At 59.1% G+C, this 11,837-nt stretch carries 12 protein-coding genes; 11 read left to right on the top strand and 1 reads right to left on the bottom strand.

The features are described 5' to 3' along the window. Positions 1-49: 49 nt before the first annotated feature. The 3 genes from VFV96_10880 to VFV96_10870 are packed head-to-tail and all read left to right on the top strand — an operon-like array spanning position 50 to position 2,540. Positions 50-271: a DUF433 domain-containing protein gene (locus tag VFV96_10880; protein ID HEU5070899.1), complete on the top strand. Its 222-nt coding sequence runs from the start codon at positions 50-52 to the stop codon at positions 269-271. Beyond that, positions 268-600, top strand: a complete 333-nt coding sequence (locus VFV96_10875) for a DUF5615 family PIN-like protein (protein ID HEU5070898.1) — start codon at positions 268-270, stop codon at positions 598-600. The genes VFV96_10880 and VFV96_10875 overlap by 4 nt, the downstream gene beginning before the upstream one ends. A gap of 41 nt (positions 601-641) precedes the next feature. Further along, positions 642-2,540 (top strand): ABC-F family ATP-binding cassette domain-containing protein, encoded by a 1,899-nt coding sequence (locus VFV96_10870; protein ID HEU5070897.1) that lies wholly within the window; start codon positions 642-644, stop codon positions 2,538-2,540. A 145-nt stretch (positions 2,541-2,685) separates the two neighbouring features. On the opposite strand, the gene VFV96_10865 is transcribed toward VFV96_10870, so the two are convergent. Continuing rightward, positions 2,686-4,113 carry an alkaline phosphatase PhoX gene (locus VFV96_10865; GenBank protein ID HEU5070896.1) on the bottom strand — a complete coding sequence of 476 codons (1,428 nt, stop codon included), beginning with the start codon at positions 4,111-4,113 and terminating at the stop codon, positions 2,686-2,688. 196 nt (positions 4,114-4,309) lie between these two features. Between VFV96_10865 and VFV96_10860 the strand changes: the two genes are divergently transcribed. The 8 genes from VFV96_10860 to VFV96_10825 all read left to right on the top strand — a co-directional run. Beyond that, entirely contained in the window at positions 4,310-4,537 is a 228-nt protein-coding gene (locus tag VFV96_10860; protein ID HEU5070895.1) for a hypothetical protein, read from the top strand. 23 nt (positions 4,538-4,560) lie between these two features. Then, positions 4,561-5,283, top strand: coding sequence for a zeta toxin family protein (locus tag VFV96_10855; protein HEU5070894.1), 723 nt, complete (start codon positions 4,561-4,563; stop codon positions 5,281-5,283). 49 nt (positions 5,284-5,332) lie between these two features. After that, positions 5,333-6,727, top strand: a complete 1,395-nt coding sequence (gene argH / locus VFV96_10850) for an argininosuccinate lyase (GenBank protein HEU5070893.1) — start codon at positions 5,333-5,335, stop codon at positions 6,725-6,727. Between the two features lie 7 nt (positions 6,728-6,734). Then, positions 6,735-8,015, top strand: coding sequence for a hypothetical protein (locus tag VFV96_10845; GenBank protein ID HEU5070892.1), 1,281 nt, complete (start codon positions 6,735-6,737; stop codon positions 8,013-8,015). A 387-nt stretch (positions 8,016-8,402) separates the two neighbouring features. Then, the gene (gene tnpA, locus VFV96_10840) at positions 8,403-8,849 is read left to right on the top strand and encodes an IS200/IS605 family transposase (GenBank protein HEU5070891.1); all 447 of its coding nucleotides are present in this window, start codon (positions 8,403-8,405) and stop codon (positions 8,847-8,849) included. 491 nt (positions 8,850-9,340) lie between these two features. Next, positions 9,341-10,468 (top strand): phytoene/squalene synthase family protein, encoded by a 1,128-nt coding sequence (locus tag VFV96_10835; GenBank protein ID HEU5070890.1) that lies wholly within the window; start codon positions 9,341-9,343, stop codon positions 10,466-10,468. Between the two features lie 30 nt (positions 10,469-10,498). Continuing rightward, positions 10,499-11,032 carry a hypothetical protein gene (locus VFV96_10830; GenBank protein HEU5070889.1) on the top strand — a complete coding sequence of 178 codons (534 nt, stop codon included), beginning with the start codon at positions 10,499-10,501 and terminating at the stop codon, positions 11,030-11,032. Between the two features lie 82 nt (positions 11,033-11,114). Further along, positions 11,115-11,837: alanine racemase (locus VFV96_10825; GenBank protein ID HEU5070888.1), on the top strand; the 723-nt coding region annotated here is incomplete at its 3' end.

Here is an 11,837-nt window from a genome sequence, read left to right as displayed (position 1 = left end):
GGCAAAAGCCCAAAGCGGCATAATAAAGTCCAGTTGGGCGATCATGAACTTGAACTACCAACACATCATTACCATCGAACCCGGCAAGCGCGGCGGACGTCCGAGCATCCGCCGTATGCGCATTGCAGTTGCTGACGTGCTGGGTTGGCTGGCCGCCGGCATGTCACACGAGCAGATTCTTTCCGATTATCCAGAACTCACGGAAGAGGACATCCGTGCTTGTCTCGCTTTCGCCGCGGATCGTGAACGGCGCCTTCTCTCCGCTGCATGAAGCTGCTGTTCGATCAGAACCTCAGCTTCAAGCTCTGCAAACTTTTGGCCGACGTGTTTCCGGATTCCCAGCAAGTGCGGTTGCTGGGGCTGCATGAGGCCGATGATCGCACCATCTGGGATCACGCCAAACGCAACGGTTTCACGCTCGTAACGCAAGACTCGGACTTTGCCGATATGGCGGCGTTATTTGGTCCGCCGCCCAAAGTCATCCTGCTCCGCTGCGGCAATCAGCCCACAGCCGTCGTGGCGCAGGTGCTTCGGGATCAGGCCGGGGCTTTGCAAACGTTCGCGCAAGACCAGTCAGCCTCGTGCTGGGAAATCTATTGACGCACACTCGTCATCGGGATTTCACCGTTATTCATTGCTCCATGTCCACGATTATCAACGCCACCGACGTCACCGTCCGCTACAACGACCGCGCCATCCTCGACGCGGCCACGCTCGCCATTGACGAGGGGCAACGCATCGGGCTGGTCGGTCGCAACGGCTGCGGCAAGACGACGTTCCTGAAAATCCTCGCCGGGTTGCTGGTGCCGGATGCCGGTGACGTCACGCGGCGGCGCGATCTGGTGGTCAGCTATCTGTCGCAGGACTTCACGCTCGATCCGGCGCTCGACGTGCGCGGCAACGTGCGAGCGGGCGCGCAACGCACGCTCGACCTGATTGCAGAGTTCGAATCGCTGCCGCACGACTCGAAGCGGCACGAGGAACTGGAGCATCGCATCCAGACGCTCGAAGGCTGGACGGTGGATTCGCGCATCGAAACCGCGATGTCGCACCTGAACTGTCCGGCGGGCGACCGCGACATCGCCACGCTTTCCGGTGGCGAAAAGCGGCGTGTCGCGCTGGCACGGGCGATTGTGTCGCGACCGGATTTCCTAATCCTCGATGAGCCGACGAACCATCTCGACCCCGAGTCCATCGAGTGGTTGGCCGATTTTTTAAACGAGTTCAACGGCACGTTCCTGGTCGTCACGCACGACCGCTATTTCCTCGACCGCGTGGTGAACCGCATCGTCGAGCTGTGCGACGGCAAGTTCTGGTGGCACGACGGCAACTACACCGATTACCTGCTCGACAAGGCCGAGCGCCAGGCCGCCGACGCCACGGTCGAGCACAAGCGCCAGATGTTTCTGCGCAAGGAACTCGAATGGGTTCGCACCGGTCCACGCGCACAACGCAAGAAGGCGAAGAACCGCTTCGAGCGCTTCGACGACGTTTCCGCGCAGGAAGCCAGGCCGGTCGAGGAGGACATGGAACTCGTCATCCCGCCGCCGCCGCAACTCGGCAATCGCACGGTGGAACTGACCAATCTCGGCATGGAACTCGGCGGGCGCACGTTGTTCAGCGGATTCAACTTCGTCTTTGAGAACGGCCACCGGATCGGTGTGTGCGGGCGCAACGGCCTCGGAAAAACCACGTTGCTCAAAGCCACCATCGGCCAGCTCCTGCCAACGGACGGCATCGTGAAGATCGGGCAGCTGACGAAATTCAACTACGTGGACCAGGCGCGGCTCCAGTTGAATGACGAGGCGACCGTGCTCGACGAAGCCTCCGAAGGCAAAGACTTCGTGAACTGGGGCGAATCAAAGATTTCCGTCCGCGCCTATCTCAAGCGCTTCCTCTTCGCCGACGACCGCATCGTGACTCCGATCAAGAAGCTCAGCGGCGGCGAAAGGAGCCGTTTGCTGCTGGCGAAAATTCTCAAGGCCGGCGGCAACTTTCTTATCCTCGACGAGCCGACAAATGACTTGGATCTGCCGACACTACGCGTGTTGGAAGAAGCGCTCATCGCGTTCCCCGGTGTCGTGTGCGTGGTCAGCCACGATCGCTATTTCCTGAACCGTGTCTGCACAGACATTCTCGCGTTCGAAGGCGACGGCAAAATCCATCACAGCGTCGGCGACTACGATTATTACATCGAGAAGAAGGAACGTGCAGCCGCAGCGGCATCCCGGGAAAGCGCGGACATCGTCGCTTTGAACAAGGCAACCGCACACTCACGAGGTGCGGCTACAAAGCCGGCCAGGCCGCGCAAGCTCTCGTTCAAGGAGGCGCGCGAGTTGGAAGGCATCGAAGCACAGATTCAGGCTGCGGAAGCGGAAGTTGCGCGCATCGAAGGGCTGTTCGCCGACCCGGAGTTCTTCCGCAAACAGGGCGCCCAAGTCAACCAACTCACCGGCGAACTCGATGCCACCAAAGAAACCATCGCCACGCTTTATGCTCGTTGGGAGGAGCTGGAGGCTATCAAGGCGGCAAGCTCGTAGTCCTGCCTTTAGGCAGTCTCCGAGAAAACTCCGATTAACGCCCCCCAAAGGGACCGACTAAAGCCGGGACTACAAACTTGAAGGCAACAAAAAGGGCGAGGCCTGCTCGCGCAAGCCCCGCCATTGAGTCGGACTTTACGGAAGATTACTTTTCGCGACCGGGCGGGAAGTGCAGCAATTGCAACTGTCCGCCTTCGACCGTCTCGGAGTCGCCAGTATTGTAGTGCGCCTGAGTATCGAAGAGATACCAGCCTTCGCCCAGAATTTCATTCATCGGAATGATCCCCGAGGCTTCTTCATCCTGAGTCAGAAACTTTGAACCACCCACCGCAAAGCGGTTCGGATCATGGGCAGCGACTTGTTCAACGGTGTCTTTCGCAATGCTGTAACGCCAAATCTTGCCAATGTGAGGATTGTTGCCGACATCTTCGAGGATGAACACCGAACCACGCTTGGAGACGGTGATGTTGTCCATCATCTTCGGGCCTTCCCCTCCGGCGAGCAGCATATCTATGGTGCCGCCGAGTTCCGGCCGGCTCGCATCCACGAAGCGCAAACGCCAGAGCCGGCTGTTGCCGGTGAAGCTCGCCGTCGTCACGAAGTAAAAATCGTTCGGATTGCTTGGATCCCAGCAACTGTCCTCCGGACGATTGAAGCTGGTGACCCCATTCGTTTGGCTGTCGCTTTCAATCTGCGAACCCGTCTTCAACTTGACGTCGCCGAGGTTGACGCAGGTGAAGGCGGTCCCGGAAGGAATGCCAGTCGCCGCTGGCTCGGCCGCAAAGCCGGCGACCTTGATGCCGTAGAGCACGCCGTTGTCGAGGCCCGCCGCGTTGATTGGATCAGCAGAACTGGTTTTGGTGCCCGCATACATGTAAACCTGACCACCCGTGCCATCATCAGTGCCCGCAACAACGGTCTTGTCACCCGTGCCGGGATTGGCAACGACGTTTTCAAACGCCAGCTTCCCGACGGCAGGCAGTTCGTAGCTGTTGCCATCCATCAAGTGGGCCATGGCGCGGCCTTCGGTGCCGCTCTCTTCGCCGTCCATGAAAATGCGGCCATGGTAACCCAGCCCGCTGGCCGGATTGTAAAATGCCGTCAGCGCGGGAAGATCCGCGGAGCAAAAACGGTTGAACGGCTGGTTGGTATTCAGAACGTAACCGTTGGTTGTCCACGCCCACGCCTGCTTCATCAAATCTTCGCCATGCCGCACGGTGAAGTCTCCCTTGTCGATGATCCACTTGGAGACGAAGGCGCCTTTCATGCCATGATCACGGGCGACTCCAATCGTGCTGCCGAGTTCCTGATTCATCAACACGGTGAAAGTGCCGTCACCGTTGTCGAACGCACCAAGACCGTCCGGGATGCCCACCATGCGGTAAGGCGTCACACCGTCAGCCTTGTAGTTGACGGCATCGCCGACGGTGAGGACGGAAACGGTCACCACGCCGGGCTGGGAGCCGATGACGTAGGGCGATTGCGAGCTGCTGGGGCCGGTGATGCTGTTGGCGCAAGCAACGGCGGGGAACGCCGCGGCCAGCGCGAGTTGGAATACTTGATTCAGGTTCATGTGCTGTTTCGTGTTTGGTTTTTCCTTGTTCAAATCCGTTGAACTCAACGGAACGCAGAACTTCTAACGCGCGTCCGGCACAAACGAACGACGGGGAGGTTAAAAAGGCGTGACAGCGGAGGGTCCAGCGAACTGTCGGAAGAATCGTTTGCTCCGGGCGCCAAGCCAGCCTATTTTGCCTTGAGAAAATTTCGATATGTCGGAGCACGAGAAGACGATTCAACAGTTGGAGAGCCTGTTTCCAACCCTGTCAGGCGTCACGTTTAACGCGGCGCTCAAGCGGACGCTGGCCTCAGGCCAAAGCGTCCTGCAATCAGAAGATGGAGTGATCTACGAAGTGTTCCCCGATGGCACACGCCGGCGAATCAAGGAAATTGAACCTCCGATCCCTGTGGAACGTGGGAAGAAGATCGCCATTCAGTGAGCGACCCAACGCCACGTCTGCGCATGTTCGCCGGGCCGAACGGCTCGGGAAAAAGCACCCTCAAAACGGTCCTGCCTCCCGCGCTCCTCGGCGTTTACATCAACCCCGACGAGATCGAGCAGGAACTTCGCGTCACCGGCTCCTTGGACCTGACGAGTTACCACGTGTCGGCTGAGCCGGCGGAAGTGACTTCGTTTCTGCGAAATTCCTCGCTGCTTCAGCGCGCGCCGATATCCGCATTCGGTGCAGCCCTCGATACTTCCGGGAACAGCCTCTCGTTCGGCAGCGGTGCCGCCAACCCATATCTCGCCTCGGTGCTGGCTGATTTTCTGCGAAGAAAATTATTGGCCGGGAGAATTTCATTCACCTTCGAAACAGTGATGTCCTCAACCGACAAAGTGGAAATTCTGAAAACCGCCCAGCGTCTGGGCTATCGCACGTATCTTTACTACATCGCGACCGATGATCCGGAGATTAATGTTTCGCGCGTTCGCAACCGCGTCCGGCTCGGTGGCCACCCGGTGCCTGAAGACAAAATTGTCAGCCGTTATGCGCGCTCATTGAATTTGTTGAGGGATGCCATCGCCTACACAAATCGCGCCTACATTTTCGACAATTCCACCCACGATCAGGATCGAACCTGGCTGGCCGAGATCACTGACGGCCACATGCTCGAAATGAAGACCGATCAGATGCCTGCATGGTTCAAGCGGGCTGTTTGGGACAAGGTCACGCGGACTTCCTGAATCCCGTTTCCCACGTGACCCCACGCGTTTCCACCGATACATTCGGGCCATGAAACGGGTTGTCTCGCGCAGTGGACGGTTCTCCGGCGGTCCGGCCGCCGATGTCGCCGCATTCTCGGAATCCATCTCCTTCGACTGGCGGTTGTGGCAGCACGACATCCGCGGCTCCATCGCGCACGCCACCATGCTCCGGAAGATCGGCGTGTTGAAGCCGGCCGAACTCGCCGCCATCACGCGCGGCCTCAAGCAAATCGCTGCCGAGATCGCCGCCGGGAAATTCAAATGGAAGCCGGAACTCGAAGACGTCCACATGAACATCGAGGCGGAACTGACGAAGCGCGTGCCCGCCGGCGCGAAGCTGCACACCGCCCGCTCGCGCAACGACCAGGTTGCGCTCGACATGCGGCTCTGGCTGCGTGACGAGATCGCCGCATTGCAAGGCGAGTTGCGGCAGCTCCAGAAATCGTTCGTGCAGCTCGGCGCAAAGAATGCCGACGTCATCATCCCCGGTTACACGCATCTGCAACGGGCGCAGCCGGTCTATTTCGCGCATCACCTGCTCGCCTACGTCGAGATGTTGCAACGCGACTTCACGCGGCTGGCTGATTGCGCCGAACGCGCGAACGTCTGTCCGCTCGGTTCCGGCGCGATTGCCGGTTCCACGCTGCCGCTTAATCGTGAGTTCGTCGCTAAGTTGCTTGGCTTCGTGGATGCGCAGGGCAAGCCGCGCGTCACGCAGAATTCGATGGACGGCGTCAGCGACCGGGATTTCCTCGTGGAATTCTGCGCTGCCGCCGCGCTCATCGCTGTGCACCTGTCGCGGCTCGCAGAGGACGTCATTCTCTGGGCGGGCGCGGAGTTCAACTTCATCAAGATCGCCGACGCCTACACGACCGGTTCGTCGCTCATGCCGCAGAAGCGGAATCCGGATGTAGCCGAACTCACGCGCGGCAAGTCCGGCCGCGTCATCGGCAATCTTGTTGCGCTGCTAACACTGCTGAAGGGCCTGCCGATGACCTACAATCGCGACTTGCAGGAAGACAAGGAACGGCTGTTCGACACGGCGGACACCGTGAGGGCGAGCGTCCGGCTGATGGCCGCGATGCTGGCGAACACGAAGGTGAACGCCGCCGCCTGCGCCGCCGCCGCGCGCGACCCGCAATTGCTCGCCACCGACCTCGCGGATTACCTCGTGCGGCGCGGCATGGCGTTCCGGCAGGCGCATCACGTCGTGGGCGCCGTCGTCGCGCACAGCGAGAAGACGGGCAAACCGCTGGATCAACTCAAGTTCGCGGAACTGCAAGCCATCGACAAAACCTTTGGCCGCGATGCGCTCGGCATCTTCAAGCTGCAACGCGCGATGGCAAAACGAAACCTGACCGGCGCTCCGGGAACGAAGGAAGTGGCGAAGCAACTGGCAAGGTGGCGGGAACTGCTTCGGTGAAATGTTTATGAACAAACCTTTGATGCAAGACCTCGTTTCGAGGTTCCTCCAAAGTTATGATTCAGTTGCCAAGGATATGATTTGGCAGAGGCAAAGCGCCGCATTTCAACAATTCTGGTCCGAGCAAGTGCTTGCACAAGGACACGGCGAGATTCCAGATGAAACTTGCGACGAAATTATCCGCATTCTTGATTTCTGTGCAAAGGGCAAACCTAAAGGCAGTGAAGTTGTCGCCAAAGTAATGGTGCCGCAGAACGTCTGGCGGAAATTGTTCAACATTCTCCATTCAGATCAAAAACTGGCGCGTTTAGTTGACGCCATTTTCAAGGAAAGCAAAGCGGATCGTAAGGCCACATTGATTGATGAACTTTATGTTGAAAACGCGGACGGGAAAAACAGGCTTACCGGTGAAAGCGGGAATGTGCTTAACGCACTGCTTGCAGCTTATGACCCCGTTGAAAATCTTTCGGCGATTTCGCTCAAGCACCGGAAAGCCCAAATCGAATTTCTCGATCTGAAACTGCCTTTCGATTGGAATTCCGCCTCGATTGGAAACCGCATTGCGCACAGCAACGTGCTGATTCGCGAAGGGATTCGCGCGCTGGGCGTCGAGGGATCTGCGCGAACATTATCCGCGTTCTTGTATTCCATGATGGAGCTTTGGAACCCCGAGGACACCGTCAAGAGAGCGGATAAGGAAGTAACTGTAACCGTCCCGCAAAATGCTGAAATTGAAAAGACCGGGCAAGTAGATGCAAACGCACTGCGGGAATCGCTCCAAATGCAAGCTGCATTGGCTGAGATTGGCTCGCAGATGGGTTTCCAAATTTGGCTGCCGCGGGCTGATCGGACCAGGGTTCTTACCAAATGGAAACCGGAGCCAGGCGTGTTGCTTGAGAATCTTCCGGCCGGGTTCGACCGCGCTACGATGAAGACGATTGAGCAAATTGACGTTCTATGGCTCAAAGGACGGTCAATTGTGCGGGCATTTGAAGTTGAACACACGACCTCGGTGTATTCAGGAATCCTTCGCATGGCGGACCTGCTTGCGATGCAGCCAAATCTAAAAATCAAACTGCACATTGTTGCTCCCGCTTCGCGGCAAGAAAAAGTCTTTCAAGAAATCCGAAGGCCAGTTTTTGCACTTCTTGAAGGAGGAGCCTTATCAGACACCTGCACTTATCTTTCATACGACAGAGTTGCAGACCTGCTCGGGCAACAATACCTTGGGCATCTTTCCGACAAGGTATTGGAAGATTACGAAGAAAAAGTCCCAGATGCGGATTAACACCTGACACCAATGTCGGCGGACATATCGAACAAACTGCTCAATGCGGCGGCGTGCTCGTTGTTTGATTTGAAATGAAACCCGCCGCCAAAACCCGAACGCCCAAGCCCGCCCGGCGCAAGCCGGCGGTTGGAGCCGTGGCGGTCAAGGGTCACGCGCCGGCCTTCCGCAAACATGTTCGTGCCAAAGGCACAATCGGAAATTAGCAGCCAGCCACAAGGTGGCTGGTAACGACCATAAACATCCTCCCGTCCCAGCGGGACGGCGGAACCATCGTTGTATCCGTCTCAAACTCCCACCGTCCTTTCAGGACGTTTTTTCTTCTTGGCGTGACCAGACACTTCGTGTCTGGCTAATCTCCCGAGTCGCTCCGCGACACAAACAGGTATGCCATCCACGCATTTAAGCCTGCACTACCACATCGTGTTCAGCACAAAGGACCGGCATCCGTTCATCAACGACGCATGGCGAGGCCGTTTGCATGAATATCTCGGCGGTCTGGTTCGCACAGCGGAGGGAATCCCCGAAGCGGTCGGTGGAACGGCTGACCATGTTCATTTGCTGGTCGGTTTACGCGCGACACACGCCCTTGCCTCGTTTGTTCAAGACATCAAGCAAACCTCATCACGCTGGATTCACGAAACCATTGGGGTGAAAAACTTCGCGTGGCAGCCAGGTTATGGCGCATTCACGGTGAGTGTTTCCAATTGTGACGCGGTAAGGGAATACATCGCCAGCCAGATGGAGCATCACCGGACAAAGACCTTTCAGGAGGAGTATGTGGCTTTTCTTCAAAAACACCACGTGGACTACGATGAAGCTTATTTGTGGTGACATATCCGAGCATCCTTCCGGATTTTGAAATGAACCCCGCCGCCAAAACCCGAACGCCCAAGCCCGCCCGGCGCAAGCCAACGTCCGGAACCGCGGCGGTCAAGGGTCACGCGCCGGCCTTCCGCAAACATGTTCGTGCCAAAGGCACAATCGGAAATTAGCCAGCCACAAGGTGGCTGGTAACGACCATAAAAACCCTCCCGTCCCAACGGGACGGCGGAACCATCCATTGTCAATGCGCCCATTTCCACCGTCCCTTCAGGACGAATAACGTTCTTACTGTTACCAGACACTCCGTGTCTGGCTAATTTCCGGAGTCGCTTCGCGACATAAATCCCGCCTGTCCAGGGGATGGAGGAAATGCTGATGGCAGTTGCCTCCAAGCGTCCCTTCAAGTTGAATTCTCTTCTTGGCGTGACCAGACACTTCGTGTCTGGCTAATCTCCGTTGTCCCTGCGGGACAGCAAAATAAAAGCCGTTGCCCAATCAGAATGACTGGATCACTCCAGGAATTGCTCAAGCAAACCTCGCGCTCGTTCTACCTGACGTTGCGGGTGCTGCCGCGCGCCGTGCGGCCGCAAATCGGCCTGGCCTACCTGCTCGCGCGCACCACGGACACGATTGCCGACACGGAAATCCTGCCACTGCAAGAACGGCTGAATGCGCTGGCGCGGTTGCGGGCGCGGATTTTTGGCCACCAGCGTGAACCGATCAGCTTCAGCGCCATCGCCGTGCACCAAGGTTCGCCCGCCGAACGGACGCTGCTCGAACGGGTCGAGGACAGTCTGGCCCTTTTGCAAACGCTGTCCGCCGAAGATCTGAACTTGGTTCGCACGGTGATTGACACCATCACCAGCGGACAGGAAATGGATTTGATGCGGTTTGGCGGAGTGGCGAGGCAAACCGTTGGAACACCCACCCCCAGCCCCTCCAAGGAGGGGAGCTACATGTCCGGAGCGTCCAACAACACAGTTCCCCTCCTGGGAGGGGTCAGGGGTGGGTTGCCCCAGCAAATCATCGCCCTCCAAACCGACGCCGAACTGGACGACTACACCTACCGCGTGGCCGGTTGCGTGGGCGAGTTCTGGACGAAGATGTGCCGCGCGCATTTGTTTCCTGGTGCGCCGCTGGACGACGCGCAATTGCTGACCGACGGCGTCCGGTTCGGGAAAGGCCTTCAGCTCGTGAACATCCTGCGCGACCTGCCACGAGATTTGCGGCAGGGCCGCTGCTACCTCCCGACGGAGCGGCTCAAACGGGTGGGGCTGCGTGCGGCTGATTTGGTGCACACCAAAAATGAAGCTGTGTTTCGCCCGGTTTATGACGATTTGCTGGACCTCGCCACGGCGCATCTGGCCGCAGGCTGGAATTACACCAATACCCTGCCCGCCGGCCAGTGGCGCGTGCGCCTCGCCTGCGCCTGGCCCATCCTGATTGGCGTCCGGACGGTGGCACAGTTGCGCACCGGCCCCGTGCTGGACGCCGGCCGGCGCATCAAAGTGTCCCGGGCCGAAGTGCGGGGCATTCTCGTGCGCAGCCTGCTGCGCGTGCCCTTCCCGGGCTTGTTCCGAAACCAATGGCGCCCGCCCGCCCCCGCCGGGAAAGCTGTTGCTTCATAACTTGATTTGGCTTAGAAAAATCGCATGCAAATGTCCAAAACCCTCCTCGCCTGTGGTGCCGTGGCGTTCAGCCTCGTGGCTTTGAAAGCCTCCGCGGCCGACACCGCCACCGACGCAAAGCTCCGCGAGGCGCTCCACCAAAAAATGGAGGAAATGAACAAACCTGCGGCCCCGGCCCAAGCGGCCGCGCCCGCCGCACGCCCGGCAACACCCGCCCCGACGTCTGAGTCACCGGCCGCGGCTCCGGTGGTGGTGACCCAGGAAGGCGCCGTGGCTCCGCCCGCAGCCCAGGACGATGCCCAGACAGCCCGTTTACGGGCGGCCTTGCGGGAGGCTTTAACCAGCACGCCGCCTCCGGCCGAGTCCGCCCCGGCCCCGGCCGCCTCCGGCACGGCGGCGTCATTGCCCGCCGAGGTGCCGGCTCCGGCGATCATGACGGCGCCGCCCCTGCCGATCAGCGCCACCAAGGAAGAGCGCCTTGAAACCCTGCTCCAGCTCTACAAGGCTGACCGGATCACGCCGATGGAATACCACGAACGGCGCGCCAAGATCCTGGCTGAATAGCCCGCCCCGCTTTCCGAAACCCGCCGGCCTCCCGGCGGGTTTTTTATTGGCAGCGGAGGCTTCGCCCCTACACTGCGCGCCCATGCATAGTTTTCGTTACGTCGGCAACAAACTGTATTGCGAAGGAATTTCCGTTGAATCGCTCGTGAAGCAGTTCGGCACGCCGCTTTACATTTATTCCCAGGCCACGCTCACGGATCATTTCCAGAAGCTCGATCGCGCCATGGCCGGCGTGGATCACCTGGTGTGCTACGCCATGAAGTCGAATTCCAACCTCGCCATCCTGCGCACGCTCGCAGACCTGGGCGGCGGCTTCGACATCGTCAGCGCCGGGGAATTGCAACGCGTCATCGCCGCCGGGGGCGACCCACGCCAGTGCGTCTTTGCCGGTGTCGGCAAAACGGAGGCGGAAATCGAATTCGCCCTGCGCAAAGGCGTTTATTCCTTCAACGTCGAGAGCGAACCCGAATTGCGCCGCATCAACCAGGTGGCCGCACGCCTCAAAAAGGTCGCGCCGGTGGCCGTGCGCATCAATCCGAACGTGGACGCTGGCACGCACGCCAAGATCACCACCGGCACCTACGAGAACAAATTCGGCATCGCGTTTGAAAAGGTGGAGGGCGTTTACCAGCGCGCCAGCCGGCTGAAGAACATCCGGCTGCGCGGCGTGCAGATGCACATTGGCTCGCAGCTCACGGACGTGAAGCCGTTCGAGCTGGCCGTGCGCAAGGTCATTCCGCTGGTTGAGAAACTGAAGGCGCGGCACCAGCTGGAGTTTTTCAGCATCGGCGGCGGCATCGGCATC

The sequence above is a fragment of the Verrucomicrobiia bacterium genome (genome assembly GCA_035765895.1).
GTDB lineage: Bacteria > Verrucomicrobiota > Verrucomicrobiia > Limisphaerales > DSYF01 > DSYF01.
The sequence above is the reverse complement of the archived record's forward strand: the minus strand, read 5'-3'. Positions and strand labels throughout refer to the sequence as shown.